Here is a 17,825-nt window from a genome sequence, read left to right as displayed (position 1 = left end):
ACTATTATGCTACTTCAGTTTTGTCTTTGAAGATCGACAGAATAGGCTGCAGCGAACTAATTTATATTAAGAATTCTTTTGGAGAGTTGTGCATGGAGATGCAATGGCCACGTTTATTAACGACTAAGCGTTATGGACATGCTGAGCTTGCAGATGAAGAGATCGGCCGTAGTCATTTTCATAAAGATCAAGATCGCATTATTTTCTCGAGTGCTTTTCGGCGCTTAGGACGAAAAACACAAGTGCACCCGATGGCTTTGAATGACCATATTCATACACGTTTGACTCACTCTATTGAGGTTGGCAGTTTAGGTCGTAGTTTAGGCATCCGTGTCGGTGAACAGATTCAGGATCAGTTACCCGAGTGGGCGACCGCTTATGATATTGGAATGATTGTACAGTCAGCCTGTCTTGCCCATGATATTGGTAATCCACCTTTTGGTCATGCGGGTGAGTATGCAATAAGGGATTGGTTTAAGCGTCGGGGTGATAGTGAGCTACTCAAGAGTTTAAGTCAGGAGGAGCGACTAGATCTGATGACGTTTGAGGGTAATGCTCAAGGATTTAGAGTCGTCACGCGGATTGAAAATCACCTGTTTGATGGCGGTTTACGTTTAACTTACCCAACATTAGGTGCCTTACTTAAATATCCGTGGAGTGCACAATATTCCGGCTCAAAGGGGAAGTTTAGTGCGTACTTAACAGAGCTAGAAATCTTGAATAAGCTAGGGCAGGAATTAGGTCTAGTCTCTTTGGGAGAAAACCGTTGGTGCCGTCACCCTTTAGCTTATTTAATGGAAGCCGCTGATGATATTTGTTATGCCATTGTAGATCTAGAAGATGCGATAGAACTTAATATACTGAGTTTTAATGAGATCAAACCTATACTTCTTCAACTTTGTGGTGATACCTCATTTGATGATGAGATTTTTACCTCTCAAGCATCTGCGCGGCGTAAAATTTCTGCCTTAAGAGGTAAGGCGATGGAGTTTATGGTCTCTTCTGCAGTGCAGGCTTATATGGATAATCAGCAACAGATTATGCGTGGTGAGTATCAAGGTGAATTACTGAGTGATGGAGACCCTGATGTCCGTGATGGTCTTTATGCCGCTAAAGCCTTAGCAAAAGAACGCGTGTTTCCAGATACACGGAAAGCTGAGCTTGAAGTTGGAGCTTACACGACTTTAGGTATTCTACTTGAAGCGTTTTGTCATGCGGTCTATGACAACCATTATCTCGAAGGTGAAAAGCTTAGCTATCGTAGTGAAAGAATTATCAGCTTAATGGGGATACATGCTCCCAAACCAGAGCTCCCACTTTATAAGGCTTATATGCGGGCATTAGATTTTATTAGTGGTATGACTGACAATTATGCGACTTATCTGGCTCGCCAGATTGGCGGTTTGAGTTAGAAGTTTACTCAAGTAGTTGAGCTCAGGTTAGGTAACTAGCTTATAATGAGCATTTAATAAAGATTAGGGAAAGTTACGTGGCTTCGTTAAAAGATCAGTTGAGTGGTTTGGTGTATTCAACAGAAAAAGGTGATCTATGCCCTGGTTGTTCTGAGGCGGTAGATGCATGTATCTGTGCTTCGTTAGATGATCAGCAGCGTTTGGCTAGTTTGGATGGTATTGTGAGAATCCGTCGTGAAACTTCTGTTCGAAAAGGCAAAGGTGTTACGACAATTACAGGTGTCCCATTGGCGGATGCAGAGCTAAAAGTCTTGGCGAAAAAACTGAAGAAAATTTGCGGTACCGGCGGGGCGCTTAAAGAGAGTGTGATAGAGATTCAAGGGGACCACCGCGAAAAATTAAAAACTGTTTTGGAGAAAGAGGGTTTTAGCGTCAAGTTGGCGGGGGGCTAATATGGCGAAGAAAAAGCTATGTACTCGGTGTATCGCTCTACGTTTTGCTTTGCTGTTTATGGCTGTAGTGGTTTTATTTATGCTTAATGGACTTTCCCATTTTTTCTCATAATCTGTAGTGATACTAGAGTTACAACGAGGTGGACTCCATGTTTGGCCTGTTGAATAAACGATCTGTACTGCTTTTACTTTTATTTATACCTACGCTTAGTGATGCAAAAATCTATCAGTACAAAGATGATTCAGGCCGTAATGTCTATGTAGATCGACTTTCCAAGGTGCCAGCCAAATATAGAGATCAGCTAGACGCTCGGGATGAAACAAAAGATCGCCTATCGAGTCAAGCATTGCAGCAGTTATCGAAAGAAAGGGATATTAAAAAGCTACAGCTTAAAATCACTACTGAGCGCTCGAGAATAAAAGAGGCGATGAAAAAGTGGGTTACCCCCTTTACCTTTCACTCTAACCGTATTCAGTTACCGATTAAGTTTGTTTATGGCGCACGCTCAGTCATACTTAATTTAGTGATGGATACGGGCGCGTCATTCACCGTTGTACATAAATCTGCTATTGGTTCATTGGGTGCGCAATTGATTGATGCTGGTGCGGCTCGCGTTGCTGATGGCGGTATTGTGCAAACGCAACGGGTCAACTTTGATCGAGTTGATATAGGACCCTATCAAATTCCCCATGTGTCTGCGGCGGTTATCGATTATCAAGGGAATTCAGGCGGTAGCCATGGTTTACTAGGTATGGACTTCCTATATAACGCGCAGTATGAGTTAGATAGAGAGAATCAACAGATTATTTGGGCACCAGTTAAGTATCAAAAACTACAAGGTGATCTGTTGGAGTTAGATAAACTAGAGGAGCGGCTTCTGAATGAAACCGCTGCTTCAGAGTAATACTAACGAGTATTTATTAGAAATAACGTTCAATCGTTAATTGCAGGTGATCGTCTTGCTTAATGCTGTAGCTTAGATCCAGAGGGTCGTTGCTACTAAAAAAGCGTCCATCTAAACTTAGTTTCCAGTTATCACCATATCGACGACTCGCTTCAATGATGAGGCTATGGCTGTGATAGTCAAAGTCGTGGCTAATGCCCGCAAGCATTTCGGTACTACTTGCATCGTTGAGTGTTAAGCGTGCGCCTAAAAACAGATCGTTTTGTCCCGCAGCATCGGCATCTTCTCCACGCTCATCCCAACCATATTCCATTAATACGCCGAGATCAGCGGCACTCTCTTGGATGCCGTAAAAGGTATACTCAAATCCACCTTGGGCAGCCCAGTAGTTTTCGCTACTAGTATCACGGTTAATGGTTTCTAGTTTCCATAGCCAGCTATCTATAGTGGCTTGTAGATCAAATCCTATTTGATCCATCTGCTCATAATAGGGCGCTAGGTAGGTTGTACCTTCACTGTTCTTGAGTAGAAATTTTGGGTCACGATTGGTTCCGTGGAACCAGTAAGCACCTAGATCAAAGTCGCCTAAGGTGTGGCTCCAGCGTATAGCGGTGTCTAAATGATGCTCGCCTGCTGAGGATTCGTAGCTGGCAAGGTCTCTGTTGACAACAATACCTGAGCGAACTCTGCCATCTTCACCGACAAAAGTTCTTTCTCTAAAACCTGGTAATAGATAAAGATCGACAATACCCCAGTCTCTGACGAGGGAGAGGTTAATCATCTGTTGGCCTAGTTTATCTTCGCCATCAAAATCTTCTACGCTATCGGTTTGGTTTATAACATCCACTAAGTGCTGAAACTCAGTAACACCCCAAAATACTTTGCGTAGGCCTGTGCGTAGTTCCCAATCTTCACCAATATGGATCCAACTCAGCTCGCGTATATCGCCGTGAGTACGTTCGTTATCGTTCTCGTCGACACGAAGATAGGGGGTGAAGGTAAGATTGTCTATGCCATCATTCCACTCCCAATAGAACTCGGGCTCTACAGTGAAAGAGAGGTTGGAGCTATAATCCTGATTTTGGAATTGCGCATCTTGAGTAAAGTAACGTGCTTCTGCCGTTATTTTGCCCGACATCTCATAATATGTTTCGGCTTGAGCGGGTAGGGCGGTTATCAGCCCCGCCGCTAGCAGTAATCTTTTACTGTTCATCTTAACGCGCCCGTTTAAGGGTGTTTTTATTGAAATCGTTTTCGCCTAAGCCTGTTTTAAAGGTGTAATCGCTATAGGTTAAATCTGTGCTTTTCCCCGATTGATGGTTAACCATTTTCATTAGGTTAGGACGCCAATGCTTACCTTCGTACTCATTGTACTCATGGTAAGTGAGAGTTTTTAAAAGTGAGTCTTTACGATCAAAGAATTCAATCTTCCAAGGACGATATTCTGTTTGATCTAACCAAGCGATACGGCGTGTATAACCTGAGTTTTTATCAACAGGGTACTGTTCAACAACATAGCAAGTGCCCCCTTCACAGGCCTCATCACGTAAAAATTTATAGGTGTATTTCTCTACTTCGAATGATGATAAATCTTCGTAGGAGAACTCAGAGCCCATAAACGGGCCGGACTTGTTACGTGAGGCGATACGTTTAACACGCTTTAATTTAGGTAGATATAACCACTGCTCATCAGCACCTACCGCATGGGAGAAACTGAGGAACGCTGTACCTTTCACATCTTTTGGTTTGTCAAAAACCGATAAACTTTTGTCACCATCGTTTTCAATTTCTAGTGATTTAAGGCGAATATCACGGACACTCTCCTGGCCTTGCTTGTTGCGAAGGATCATATTCATGCTGGTTTGCATATCTTGCCAACCTTTATCGCTTGCTTTTGCTTCTACCGCGATGCGGGTGCCTTTCTCTTCAGCGGTTTCTGCTGAAGCGATCAATGGTGCCGTCATTAGGCCTAATACGACTAACGAATTAAGCGATTTTTTTAACACAATCATTGTTGTCTCCTTCAGCAGGGTTGCTAGTATTTTCGGTGGTTGGATGATCATTTTTATCCAGCTTCATTAATAAAGCCGGTAGGAATAAGAAATCTACAATTAGTGCGATAAGAATAGTAATGGCTGTGAGTAAACCCATATCTGCATTTAATTTAAAGCTAGATTGGGCGAGTACCATAAAGCCAGCCACCAGCACAAAAGTAGTGACCCATAATGCCCGGCCTACACTGGCAAATGCATACTCTACAGCGGCTTTAGGGTCTTTATTTCGATCGCGACGGGCATGTAGGTATTTACTTAAAAAGTGAACGGTATCATCGACAATAATCCCTAATGTCATACCGGCGACTACAGATAAGGCTAAACCAATTTGGCCATCAATAAAGTACCAAATGCCGAACCCCATCGCTGCGGGAGCAATATTGGGAATAAGGCTGATCAGGCCAAATTTTATGGACTTTAAAGCGAACCCTAAAATGAGGGAGATTAAGATCAAAGCAACCGTTGTACCGAGCAGCATGCTTTTGATATTGCGTTGTCCGATATGGGCAAACATTAAGTTAGGGCTGGCAATTTCTACTTGATAGTCTGGAGCATTGTCTGTAAACCAGCTGTAGATACGCTCTTCAATTTCAATTTGTTCTGTACTGGTTAAGTTACGAAAAGTGGCTATAACGCGAGCGGATGACTTATCTACATTCAATTGGTTATTAAGATCTAATCCGTACGGCAATGACATCTCATACAGTAGTAAATATTGTGCGGATAGCTCGCGGTCTCCGGGGAGAGTGTAATAGCTAGGGTCATCGCCATGCATGTTTTTATTAAGGCGTTTTATAATGTCTGACAGTGAGCTGACATGGTCTGTTTCAGATTGTGTACGCAGCCATTCGGTTAAGTCACCTACTGCTTGAAGAAACTTAGGGTCATTGATACCACTAGCTTCGCCGGTTTCAATAGAGATCTCCATAGTGGACAGGCCAGATATATTTTCTTGCATGTAATCTGTGGCTTGTCTAAATGGTACGCTGGTATCAAAGTATTTAACAAAATCATCATTTAGGGTGTTTTGCGGCATAAAGACGATCACGCTGATCATAATAGCGGACATGCCTGGCAGTAGAACTTTACGGTTCTTAACTACAAAACCCGCAAATCGGTGCATAAAGTCATGCTTACCGTCCTTCGTCGCTTTCACACGCAGGGGTAACAAACTTAACATCGCAGGGAATAAGGTTATGGAAAAAATAAACGCAAGCATTACGCCGGCCGCTACCATATTACCTAGATCTCGAAAGGGTGGAGAGTCGGAGAAGTTTAAACTTAGGAAGCCTATCGCTGTTGTGACACTGGTTAGAAATATAGGTTGGAAGTTTATACGCAGACTGTCGAGTATAGCTTTTCTTTTTTCAACACCTTGGCGCATCTCATAGAACATAGTGGTCAAGATATGGATGCAATCCGCCACCGCTAATGTGAGAACCATAATGGGAGTTGTTGAAGAAGGGCCTGTTAAGAAGAAGCCCGTGTGTCCCGCTAATCCCATAGTTGAAACTATAGTGAAGATGATGATTATTACAGTAGCAAATGTACCGCTGAAGGTACGTAGCAAAAAGATCATCCCTAGTAGTACAACAGCAAACATAATAGGCACTAGCACCGCATTATCGCTTAAGGAAGATTCAGCAAAGCTGTTATTCATCATCACCATGCCGGATAAGCGAACGCTAATATCTGGATTTTTTTCAATAAATTGAGCTTGCATCTCCCGTATTTTGGAGACAACTTGTGGGATCTCTTCTACAGGATTAATGCCTGGTAGTTGTACAGTCACATTAACTAAAGTGACATGAGCTTGTGGTGAGATAAGTTTGTGGAGTAAGAGTGGTTCATTAATCGCAATCTCTTTGAGACGGGGCATATCCGCATCGGTTACCGTCTCAGCATCTAATACTAGATCTTCCACAAACATATCGTCTTCTTCAGACCATGTATGCTGAAAGTTAGTAATTGAATCAACACGGGTAGAGAAGGGCACTTGCCAAGATTCAGTGGTTAGCTCTTGAATTGCTTTAAGTGTTTTAGGTGTAAACACTTGGCCATCATTAGGTGAGATGATAAACGCAACATTATCGCTTTTACTGTAGATCTTTTGCATCGATTCGAATGCAGTTAGCTGAGGGTTTTCCTCACTAAAAAACACTCTATAGTCGCTTTTAAAGACTAAGTTTTTAGCACCATAGGCAGAACCAAATACGAACAGCATAGTGAGTAAGATGACCCAGACTGGATGATCCAGCACAAATCGGAAAATACGGTCTTTCATTTTCCTTCTCCAGTTTCCCTTATCAGGGTTATGTTGCTCTGATTGGCAACTTTAAGGTTATTTTAATTATTCATAATGACGAAACGTCATTTCTGAGTTTTAAAAAAACGATGAGTACATCGTTTTCTGTTGTCTTAACTTGTTTGCTGTAACTTTAACTGCCGCACTTCATTTGGATACAGTTCGGTTTTATATTTTTGAATGGTTTCAGCCCAGTCATGTTCTTGTGTATAGGGCTTCCAGTTCAAACCATCTAGTAGCAAATTTGAATGGTTAATTAATTCTCTTTCTAGCTTCATTTCAGTTCGAACGCTACAGCGGTCTAAACTTTCATGTAATAGAACAATTGTCCCAAAGCACATAGACCAGAGGGAGAAGGCCACTTGGGCCGGACTTAAATGATTTTGCAGCTTAAACTCACCGTTGCTGAGACCTTCTGATATAACCTGTAAAAGACTATCGAGTAGTTTGCCTTCAAGTATTAGATGTTCTTCGCGCCGTTTTTCAGAAGATTTTTCAAAGATAGAGGGGGTTTTAGCGGAAATAACCAGCATAAACTCGGTGGGACTTAGTAGTGAATGGAGCATGTAGGCATAGCCTATGGCAAGAATCTTTTCCCGGCTAGAACCATTGAATGACATTGCGTGGCAGAAAAGATCATATAGATTTTGGATGCTGCGGTTACATAAGGCCGTTAGTAGATCTTCTTTACAGGTAAAGTGGTTATAGATAGTGCCTTTTGAATAGGGAACTTTAGCCGCTAGCTTATCCATGGTTAGCCCCGCCACGCCTTTAGATGCCATCATCTCTAAGGCAGTATTCATGATATTTTCTTCGCGCGCTTTTAATGCACTGTCGTGAGTATTCTTGGGGCTCATTTGATCTTTTTCGATAATTGACGAATCGTCAAAATATATCGGATGCATATTTTTTTCAAGGATTAAAAATGCAACAAACTATCTTATAAGTTGTTCTGAAGCGGCGGATGAGCTGTTATTTAGCCGTCTTAGCTGTAAATGGAAGGGTATTATCAGTTCACTGGACTGCCTCGCTTAGGTATAAACGAAGGCAGTCGGAACAAGATGGGAGAGAAAGGGTTATAAATTAGCTTCAGCTAGTTTTAGATCCACTATGGATTTAAGTAGCTTAAATAAACGAATAGATGCATCAATTTCCTCTTTTCGGTTAGTTAAACTTTCAATATTTAAACCGATGGGAATATTAAGTGGCATTACCGCTTCTAATATCTGCTCCAAATTATTACGGCAGATTTGGGTTGATTCCTGTAATGGGTTTTCAGCATCAATAATGCGGAATTTAGTTGCTTCAGGTACAGAAATACCTAGCCACTCCATAAATTCTAGTGTTTTAGCGCTTCCGCATGGGGTGAATGTGAGAATAACTCGTTTCGGCGTTATATTATCTTGACGACATTTACGCGCATAGCTGCTTAGCATATCAATGGTTGCTTGCGCGTTGTAAACCGCTTGCGAAACAAAAAACTCACAGCCGTTTGCTGATTTATTTATTAAACGTTCATGCTCATTTCCTTTTACGGCATGGCGTTCTGCAATAGTAACGCCACCTAGCTGGAAGTTAGCAGGATGTTCTGAGATGGCAGCGTAAGCATCATTTAAGCTGAGTTGTATCTCCCCTTCAGAGGATGGGCTGCCAACCAATACGGTATCGCGTACACCATAGGTATTCCAAGCGCTATCGAGCCATTTAATAAAAGTGCTTTTATCTCGCTGCGAGACGCTTTTATAAGTGATAACAGGTTTTTCTGCTTTTTCACGCAATAGCTTTGAATAGGCAAGTGGATCTAAGGTGCGCATATATGGAAAGGGTCTAGGTATATCAATGCGACTACTTTCATCTTGAATGTCATAAACAATCAGACCGTCAAATTCCACATGCTGAAGACGATTAAGTAATTTGTCTGCGATCTCTGATGCTGCCTCATCAGTTGTTGTCGCTTTAGGTGGAGTGGTGCCAAAGAGATAAACTCCGCGACTAGTATCAGCAAACTTGCTTCTTAAATCCTGTTTCATGGTATTTTTTACTTTTATCACTAAGCTTTAATTGCTGGCTATTCTAACAATTAATCATTTTCATGTAGTTAGCTAAGAGCATGAAAGTTTTTCTAATAGTGATGAGTAAATTTAATAACAGATTTAAATGGAGCAAGTATTTGTCGGATACTAATTTTGATTTAGTAAAAGTAAGCAAGACTATTGAGGGTGCGTCAGATGAAATTCCACCGTTAGAGCGCTGGAACCCTACGTTCTGCGGTGATATTGATATGCGTATTGCCCGAGATGGTCGTTGGTTTTATATGGGGACACCGATAGGTCGCCCAGCGATGGTCAAACTATTTTCTAAAGTGCTATGGATGGAGGAGGGTAAGTACTTTCTTAAAACACCGGTAGAAAAAGTTGGGATTGAGGTAGAAGACGCTCCTTTTCTTTTCATCTCTGTTGAGCAAAAAGAGGGGAATAAAGGGACCGAGCTGATCTTTAAGAGTGTAACGGATGATGTTGTGACTGTGGGGGCTGAGCATAAACTGTGGGTTGAGCAGTGCCCTGAAACAGGTGAGCCTTCACCTTATATTCATGTGCGATTTGGTATGAAGGGGCTATTACATCGTAATGTTTTTTATGAGCTGGTGGATAAAGCTCAGGAGGTTATAAGGGCGGGAGAAACAACATTAGTCGTGACTAGCCAAGGTATTGAGTTTGCTTTAGGTTCATTCCGTTAATTTTTTGATTTATAAAGTAACTTAATTAAGTGATTTTAAAGAAATTTTTTCAGATTGTATTAAACTTAAGGGATCAATATGACGTATGTGCCGCCAGGGGATGAGTAGATGAGTTCAGGAAAAAGGTTTTCTGTGCTTTTAATTATTAATTCAACAGAAGAGATTAAATCTCTTTGTAATATGGTTAAAAGGCATTTTCCTCGCTTCTATACAGCTTCTACCGAAGAGGAAGCCCTTCGTCTTATTGCTAAGCATCAGATCGATGTGCTTCTTTTAGGCCTTGACGGAATTCAAAAGAATGAAGTGTTTTATCTACATCTTCTCAGCGCTAAACAGGATGTAGATAAGATTATTTTTAAGAAAATGGTTTTTTGCAGTAGGGATGAACTGAAAGAAGCGTTTGGCATCTGTAACAAAGATGTTTTTGATGATTACTTTATTATTCGGCCTCTTTACGATCCTTACCATCTATTACTCCGCTTGCGATTTATACGTCGTGAAATGACAGAAAGAGATGATAGAGGCCTTTTAGGGTCTGGAGATTGTAGTGTCGAAAATTTATGTGGATATTTTGATCAGATCATTAACTGTGATAGTGAAATAGCTGATCTCAATGAAGATAACTACGCTAAATTGATGGAGCTTGTCTCTTATTCAATGAAGCATATGAAAGATAAAATCATTGATGATGGCAATATTACGGAACAATCCCGCCAAAATATTAGCAGCCTGATTGATACGCACGCTAAAGAGCATATACAGGAAGTGGGTGTGCATCAGAAAAGTGCTAATGGGCAGATGCAAAGTAAATTAAATGCTGTTGCTGAAGAAGCGAAACAGAAAAAAGCACGTTTAGACGCTGAAAAAGATAATCCTATCGTCTTTGATGATAGCAATATCCTTTTGCTAGAAGATGAAGTTGAAGAGCGCGATAAAATTAAAATGATTTTAGAGGACGCTGGATATAAAGCTCAGATATCAGGTAGTGCAATTCATACAATGAAGTTATTAAAGAATTGGAAGCCGGATATTATCTTGCTGGATTTAACGCTGCCAGATATGAGTGCGTTATTTGTTATTGATCAGATAAAGCAAGATCCTGAGATGAGTCATACTCGGATTATGGTCTTGGCTAAACCGGGTGACACCCAAAATGCTCGAGAAGCGATGAAGCAGGGTGTACATGAGGTCATGTTAAAACCAGTAGATAAAGATATGCTGCTCTTTAAAATGGGTCATAACTTAGAAGCGATTAAACTCGAAGCTAAATCATCTTAATCTTGTGGTTATAAAAAAACCGCAGGGTAAAACCTGCGGCAAAAACTCGGATGGAGTTGTAGTTAGTACAATGGAGTAATGGCAATCTAGTTAATCAGATTCTATTACTTAATCTTAAATTTCAGCTTATTGTAGAGCGCAGTTACACATCCTTGTGTACAAAAATCACGTTTATGATTGCATAATCTCTACACTCTCACCTTGTAAGCGTATAGGCCAAACGGGTACTTTAATCTCTGTATCTTCTAAGCAGCTACCAGTATTTAAAGAGAAATGTTGCTTATATAGAGGTGATGCCACCATAAGCTCTCCCTTTATATCGCCGACTAAGCCACGAGCTAATACATTGGCACCACTAAATGGATCTTGGTTGCCTATGGCAAAGACTTCCTCTTTATATTCAGGAATATAGAAGATAGCGATCTGTTGGTCTTGGTATAAAGCAGCAACACCTGTATTAGGTACTAAGTCGCTTTTGTTACAGAGTTTGAGCCATTCTGTATTTGGATTCGTTGTCATAACTTTGTCCTCTATTTTCAGCGTACTTAATTAAGCGGGTCTAACTTGATTGCGCTCGATAATGTGCACAATTTGTGGGTCAGTTTGTTCTTCTGTATTCACAAGAGTTCTAAACTGTTTTAGTTTCTCTTCATCTTCAAGTGTGGTTTTCCACTCACACTGATAAGTATCTACAACATGCTGCATCTGGGCTTCTAGCTCTGTAGTAATATTTAACTTATCGTTTAGAACCACTTCTTTGAGATAATCCAAGCCACCTTCTAAGTTTTCCATCCATACGGATGTGCGCTGTAGGCGGTCGGCTGTTTTTACGTAGAACATTAGAACCCGGTCGATATATTTAACGAGAGTTTCATCATCTAGGTCGGTAGCAAATAGATCCCCGTGGCGAGGTTTCATGCCTCCATTACCGCAAACATAAAGGTTCCAGCCATTTTCCGTAGCGATAACACCAATATCTTTGCTTTGTGCCTCTGCGCATTCACGGGTACAACCAGAAACAGCAAATTTGATCTTATGGGGAGAGCGTAAGCCCTTGTAGCGATTCTCAAGCTCGATCGCCATGCTTGCGCTGTCCTTCACACCGAAACGACACCAAGTACTACCGACACAAGATTTAACTGTACGAAGAGACTTGCCGTAGGCATGACCGGTTTCAAAACCCGCATCAATTAACTCTTTCCAGATAAGTGGAAGTTCATGCAATTTTGCACCAAATAGGTCAACACGTTGTCCACCCGTAATCTTGGTGTATAAGTTGTATTTTTTACCGACTTGGCCTAATACGATTAGTTTGTCAGGCGTAATCTCACCACCGGCGATACGGGGGACAATAGAGTAAGTGCCATCTTTTTGTATATTGGCCATGAAGCGATCATTGGTGTCTTGTAAGCCTACATGGGGCTCATCCAATACATGTTCGTTCCAGCAAGATGCGAGAATAGAACCGGCCGTTGGTTTACATATTTCACAACCTAAACCTTTACCATGCTTGGCAAGTAGATCGGAGAAGCTACGAATCCCTTCAACACGAATAATGTGGTAAAGCTCTTCGCGGGTGTAGGCAAAGTGTTCACAGAGATCTGTACATACCTCTACACCCCGTTTTTCTAATTCATGGTCAACGATGGTTTTCAACATCGCTGCGCAACCACCACAACCTGATGCTGCTTTGGTAACCTCTTTAACATCGGCAACGCTCATAGCGCCGTCATCTATGGAGCAACAGATTTGGCCTTTAGTAACATTTAGACATGAGCAAATGGTTGCTGTGTCAGGCAAAGCATCGGGGCCTAGTACGGGCGCTGACGATCCGTCTAATGATGGTAGGATAAGAGCTTGCGGTTTGTCTGGTAGATCTATGCCATTGAGTGCATATTGAATCAGCGTATCGTATTTACTGTTGTCACCTACTAAAACAGCACCGAGCAGTTTTTTACGATCTTCAGATACAACGATACGGTAGTAAACCTGTGTGTCTTCATCTAAATAACGGTAGCTAATGCTGCCTGGCGTTTTACCATGCGCATCGCCAATAGAGCCAACATCTACGCCGAGAAGTTTAAGCTTAGTGCTCATATCCGCGCCGGTAAATGTAGCCTCGTTTTCTAAATCGCCGACAATGGCTGCAACAGCTGTTTTCGCCATAGTATAACCGGGCGCCACTAAACCAAAGATTTGATTGTTCCATAATGCACATTCGCCGACGGCATAAATGTTTTTATCAGAAGTTTGGCAGTAGTTGTCAACAATGATGCCACCGCGCTCGCCAATTGCTAGAGCGCTACTACGAGCTAGGGCGTCTTGAGGACGGATACCCGCAGAGAATAGGATTAGGTCTGTTTCTAAGAAAGTGCCATCACTGAAGTTCATACGGTAGGTATGCTCTTCACCTGGGACAATTTCGGAAGTTGCTTTATTGCAATGAACGTCTACATCTAAGGCTTCTATTTTTTTCTTTAAAAGCTCGCCACCATCTTCGTCTAGCTGTACTGGCATTAAGCGCGGAGCAAACTCAACAACATGGGCTTTTAAACCTAGAGATTTAAGCGCGTTAGCCGCTTCTAGCCCCAGTAAACCACCACCAACAACAACGCCGACGGAGGCCGCTTTTGCACACTCTTGGATTTTATCTAAATCTTCCAAGGTGCGATAAACAAAGCAGGCATCACCATCATTTCCCGGAATGGGGGGGACAAAAGGGTATGAACCGGTAGCGAGTACTAGCTTGTCATAGGGATAGCTAGCTTGCTCGGTGATCACCTGCTTTGTATCGCGATCGATCTGCGTAGCACCTTCGCTTAAGTGAAGCTGCACGCCATGTGTTTCATAAAAGTTATCTTCTACTAGGCAGAGGTCTTGGTAGGTTGAATCACCAAAGTACTCTGAAAGGTGGACGCGGTCGTAAGCTGCACGTGATTCTTCGGCCAATATATGAATTTCATATTCGCCTGCAACTTCGTTAGCGACAAAGTTTTCAATAAAGTGGTGGCCCACCATACCGTTACCGATAACGACCAACTGCTTTTTGTTTGAGTCCGTTGAAGTAGTCATAGAAGATATACCCATGTCTTGTGTTTGAGTGTCTTGAGAGCAGAACGGACTGCCAAATAGCAGTTGTTGTCTGTTCGCACTCAAATCGATGTTTTGTTTTAGCTGATCGAAATACCACTGCCCCTCACGGACATCACCGTATAAAACGGCGCCGACTATTCGGTTATCTTTCAGCCAAAGTTTTCTGTATTCATTGTGTTGAATATCGTGATAAGTCAGTGTTTCTGTCTCAGGAGAATCCTGAAGCGAACCACATGAAAAAAGGTCCACACCGCTGATTTTTAACTGAGTCGCCACCGGTGCTTCTTGATAAAATTTGGTTTCGTTGAGAAGGCTAGAGACAAGAATATCCGCCTGCTGCCAGATAGGGGCGACTAAACCATAAGTGAATGATTCAAACTGGCAGCACTCCCCTAACGCATAAATAGATGAATCTTTAGTGCGCATTTGGGCATCGACCAATATACCGCGCTGGTAATCAAGTCCTGCTGTTTCGGCTAATGCCTTATTCGGTGTTACACCTATAGCGGTGACTACAAGGTCGGCGGGTAGAGTTTCGCCTGTGGCTAGTGCTACCGACTCTACCGAATCATTGCCTTGGATCGCTTGAGTGTTAGCTTTAAGGCGGAATTTTAGGCCTCGCTCTTCAAGCGCGTTTTGCAACATTTTTCCGGCGGTTTCGTCCAGTTGATGATCTAGTAGGTACTTGCCACGGTGAAGAAGCGTTACATCCATACCTTGCACACGTAGGCCTTCTGCCGCTTCAAGGCCTAAGAAACCACCGCCAATAACAACGGCACGTTTCTTTTCTTTGGCAATACGTTGCATCTGCTCAACATCTTTAAATGTTCTAAAGCTCATAACCCCGTTTAGATGTGCGCCCTCAACAGGCAGAGGGGTTGGGTATGAGCCGGTCGCAATAACCAGTAGATCGTAATCTACTTGGACGCCTTGCTCGCTAATGATTAATTTATTAGCGCGATCAATCTGTATAGCGGGATCTTGGCTGTGTAATTTCACACCATGTTCTGCGTACCACTCTGTGGGTAGGGTGATCACTTTATCTTTATCCAGTTCACCGCTGAGTAAGTTGGATAGCAAAACACGGTTATAGCTACCGCCCGGCTCTTCACCAAAAACAGTTACATCAAGCGAGTGCTCTGCACGCTCAAATAAGCGTTGCAGTAACCGGCCTGTTGCCATTCCGTTTCCAATGATGACCAAACGTTTTTTCATAAAAATCCTAAATCCCAAAAATAAAAAAAGGCGTTCACATTCAACATGTATGAGCATGTTGATGTAGAACGCCTTTGTTCTCAGAGCTTGTTGTAGATAACAAATACATTAATATTTGTTACATGCTTTTATAAAAGCATTTAGTGTGCCATTTATTTTTATCTATTATTTTTCAATGTGTTAAGTTTTTTTAAATCAGTATTGCTAGGTTTTAATTCAGCAATCTGGCTTTGTTTTGATGCGGATTAGGCTGGTGGTGAGCGGTTTTGGTGCGATTGTTGGGAGTGATAGAGGTGTCGAGATGGTTTGGGTCTAGATGGGCTGTGATTGGTCGTTCAGGTTAGTGCTTGTAGAAGATAAATAGGCGTTCATACCTTTCCCTATGCAATCGGGAAGGGTGTAGAACGCCTATTATAAAGTGCTGTTAGTAACTAGGCGGCTTTATCTTCGCCCTTTGCTTTTGGTTTGTGCTCACCAGTGGCTACTTTAAGCGTTGCCTCATCCTTTTTTTTACTGCTAAGACCGCTATCAGGAGTCCGTTGTTTTTCATAAAGAAAGGTCAGTACTTCGTGACGATAGTGGTTATATTGAGGGTCATCGGCTAAGGCGATGCGATCGCGAGGACGGGGCAGATCTATATGTAAGATCTCACCTACTGTCGCGGCTGGACCATTGGTCATCATAACGATGCGATCAGAAAGTAATACAGCTTCGTCGACATCATGGGTAATCATAATTACGGTGTTATTCAGGTCTTTTTGGATCTCCATTAAGGAATCTTGCAGGTGGGCTCTTGTTAGGGCGTCTAAGGCACCAAAGGGCTCATCCATCAACATAACGGTAGGCTCCATTGCTAACGCACGTGCAATACCTACACGCTGCTTCATACCACCTGATATCTCATCTGGGCGCTTGTCCATTGCGTGATCCATATGAACAAGTGATAGATTATGTTCTATCCATTCGCGCATTTCGGCTTTGCTTTTTGATTTGCCAAATACTTGTTTTACGGCAAGCTCGACATTTTCATAGGCCGTTAACCAAGGCAGTAATGAGTGGTTTTGAAATACAACCGCTCGTTCTGGACCTGGAGCGTTTACCTCTTTTCCATCGAGTAGGCAGCCGCCATTGGTGGCTTGATAGAGGCCGGCTACTATATTCAATACAGTCGATTTACCGCAACCTGAGTGACCGATCAAAGAGACAAACTCCCCTTTGTTAATCGTCAGATTAATATCCTGAAGCGCTTTAAAAGGGCCATTAGGTGTAGGGAAGTCTATATCGACTTTAGTTAGCTCTAAATGCTGAGGAGGCTGACTCATGATAATTATCCTTTTTCTAAGACCACTAATTAACGAAGTACTACTGTTTTGTCCCAAGACATTTTGCGCTGTAGAAACAACATGCAACGGTCTAATAGGAATCCGATAAATCCAATAACGAGTACGGCGACCATAATACGACCAAGAGAGTTGGAGCTACCGTTTTGGAATTCATCCCAGACAAACTTACCTAGTCCAGGGTTTTGAGCCAGCATTTCTGCTGCGATTAATACCATCCAAGCGATACCAAGGGATAAACGTAATCCGGTAAACATCATTGGAATGGCTGATGGTAGGACGATCTTAACAATATGAGTGAACCAGTTAAGACGGAGTACTTGTGATACGTTTTGTAGATCTTTACTTATTGATGATACGCCCACTGCTGTATTCAACAGTGTTGGCCATAAGCTACAAAGAGATACAGTGATCAATGAGGTAATAAATGATTTAGCAAACATTGGATCTTTGCTGACATAAACCGCACTTACAATCATTGTTACTAAGGGTAGCCAAGCAAGGGGCGACACTGGTTTGAATAGCTGGATGAGCGGATTAAACGCTGAATAGAGTGTACTATTTAAACCTATAAGTATGCCCGCAGGTATGGCGATAAGTGAAGCGATCACAAAGCCAGCTAATACGGTAATAAGGCTTGTAATGATCTGATCAAAAAACGTGGGTTTGCCTGTATATGGGCGCACTTTTATTTTAGCATCAGGGTTTTTAGCCAATTTTTTCTCGTTGCGCACATCTTGGCGTTCGTAGAATTTGACCTCTTTTATGCGTTCAGCTTTATGCTCTTCTATTAATGTTAGGGATTGCTGGTAGACCGCCGCAGGGCCTGGGAATGTACCCAAAGATGTGTGAACGTTTTTTGCGCCGATCTCCCAAATAAACAAGAAAATTAACAGGCCAATAAGAGGTATAAGTAAAGACTTTCCCAACTGACTGAAATTTGTTTTAGGGTTCTCAATAAAGCGACTAAGACCCATGGTGGCTAAAATATTACTCATAATGTATTCCTCTCGTTGATCTGTAGCCCCTCCCGT

General features: G+C 42.2%; 14 protein-coding genes and 1 pseudogene. 5 read left to right on the top strand and 10 right to left on the bottom strand.

Annotation, left to right across the window (positions count from 1 at the left end; translation table 11 throughout):
• The first annotated feature begins 92 nt into the window (after positions 1-92).
• The 3 genes from Q4492_RS01780 to Q4492_RS01770 all read left to right on the top strand — a co-directional run bounded on the left by Q4492_RS01780 (position 93) and on the right by Q4492_RS01770 (position 2,769).
• Positions 93-1,412, top strand: a complete 1,320-nt coding sequence (locus Q4492_RS01780; protein ID WP_303415541.1) for a deoxyguanosinetriphosphate triphosphohydrolase — start codon at positions 93-95, stop codon at positions 1,410-1,412.
• Positions 1,413-1,489: 77 nt separating this feature from the next.
• Positions 1,490-1,864: a translation initiation factor Sui1 gene (locus Q4492_RS01775; protein ID WP_303415540.1), complete on the top strand. Its 375-nt coding sequence runs from the start codon at positions 1,490-1,492 to the stop codon at positions 1,862-1,864.
• Between the two features lie 149 nt (positions 1,865-2,013).
• Positions 2,014-2,769 (top strand): retropepsin-like aspartic protease, encoded by a 756-nt coding sequence (locus tag Q4492_RS01770; RefSeq protein WP_303415539.1) that lies wholly within the window; start codon positions 2,014-2,016, stop codon positions 2,767-2,769.
• Positions 2,770-2,785: 16 nt separating this feature from the next.
• Here Q4492_RS01770 and Q4492_RS01765 read toward each other — a convergent pair whose 3' ends face one another.
• The 5 genes from Q4492_RS01765 to Q4492_RS01745 form a co-directional block, all read right to left on the bottom strand.
• Positions 2,786-3,982, bottom strand: coding sequence for a hypothetical protein (locus tag Q4492_RS01765; protein WP_303415538.1), 1,197 nt, complete (start codon positions 3,980-3,982; stop codon positions 2,786-2,788).
• Position 3,983: 1 nt separating this feature from the next.
• Positions 3,984-4,781: an outer membrane lipoprotein-sorting protein gene (locus Q4492_RS01760; RefSeq protein WP_303415537.1), complete on the bottom strand. Its 798-nt coding sequence runs from the start codon at positions 4,779-4,781 to the stop codon at positions 3,984-3,986.
• Positions 4,756-7,107, bottom strand: a complete 2,352-nt coding sequence (locus Q4492_RS01755; RefSeq protein ID WP_303415536.1) for an RND family transporter — start codon at positions 7,105-7,107, stop codon at positions 4,756-4,758. Before Q4492_RS01755 ends, Q4492_RS01760 begins: the two co-directional genes overlap by 26 nt.
• Positions 7,108-7,241: 134 nt before the next feature.
• The gene (locus Q4492_RS01750) at positions 7,242-8,033 is read right to left on the bottom strand and encodes a TetR/AcrR family transcriptional regulator (protein WP_303415535.1); all 792 of its coding nucleotides are present in this window, start codon (positions 8,031-8,033) and stop codon (positions 7,242-7,244) included.
• Positions 8,034-8,204: 171 nt separating this feature from the next.
• The gene (locus Q4492_RS01745; protein ID WP_303415534.1) at positions 8,205-9,158 is read right to left on the bottom strand and encodes a methylenetetrahydrofolate reductase; all 954 of its coding nucleotides are present in this window, start codon (positions 9,156-9,158) and stop codon (positions 8,205-8,207) included.
• Between the two features lie 182 nt (positions 9,159-9,340).
• On the opposite strand from Q4492_RS01745, the gene Q4492_RS01740 reads away from it, so the two are divergent.
• Positions 9,341-9,865, top strand: a complete 525-nt coding sequence (locus Q4492_RS01740; protein ID WP_368389428.1) for a DUF1285 domain-containing protein — start codon at positions 9,341-9,343, stop codon at positions 9,863-9,865.
• 108 nt (positions 9,866-9,973) lie between these two features.
• Complete coding sequence (locus Q4492_RS01735; RefSeq protein WP_303415532.1) at positions 9,974-11,143, top strand: response regulator; 1,170 nt, start codon at positions 9,974-9,976, stop codon at positions 11,141-11,143.
• Positions 11,144-11,314: 171 nt separating this feature from the next.
• Here the strand turns inward: Q4492_RS01735 and nirD are convergent, their stop codons facing one another.
• The 5 genes and pseudogenes from nirD to Q4492_RS01710 all read right to left on the bottom strand — a co-directional run bounded on the left by nirD (position 11,315) and on the right by Q4492_RS01710 (position 17,768).
• On the bottom strand, positions 11,315-11,662 hold the full coding sequence (gene nirD / locus Q4492_RS01730; RefSeq protein WP_303415531.1) for a nitrite reductase small subunit NirD: 348 nt from the start codon (positions 11,660-11,662) through the stop codon (positions 11,315-11,317).
• 30 nt (positions 11,663-11,692) lie between these two features.
• Positions 11,693-14,215 carry a nitrite reductase large subunit NirB gene (nirB, locus tag Q4492_RS01725; RefSeq protein ID WP_303415727.1) on the bottom strand — a complete coding sequence of 841 codons (2,523 nt, stop codon included), beginning with the start codon at positions 14,213-14,215 and terminating at the stop codon, positions 11,693-11,695.
• A 102-nt stretch (positions 14,216-14,317) separates the two neighbouring features.
• A pseudogene (locus tag Q4492_RS01720) lies at positions 14,318-15,451 on the bottom strand (NAD(P)/FAD-dependent oxidoreductase); the annotation flags it as partial.
• A gap of 431 nt (positions 15,452-15,882) precedes the next feature.
• Positions 15,883-16,773, bottom strand: a complete 891-nt coding sequence (locus tag Q4492_RS01715) for an ABC transporter ATP-binding protein (protein WP_303415530.1) — start codon at positions 16,771-16,773, stop codon at positions 15,883-15,885.
• 29 nt (positions 16,774-16,802) lie between these two features.
• Positions 16,803-17,768, bottom strand: coding sequence for an ABC transporter permease (locus tag Q4492_RS01710; protein ID WP_303415726.1), 966 nt, complete (start codon positions 17,766-17,768; stop codon positions 16,803-16,805).
• Between the last annotated feature and the right edge of the window lie 57 nt (positions 17,769-17,825).

This window comes from Neptuniibacter sp. 1_MG-2023, from assembly GCF_030547185.1.
Classification (GTDB): domain Bacteria; phylum Pseudomonadota; class Gammaproteobacteria; order Pseudomonadales; family Balneatricaceae; genus Neptuniibacter.
This window is presented reverse-complemented; position numbering and strand designations above follow the sequence as displayed.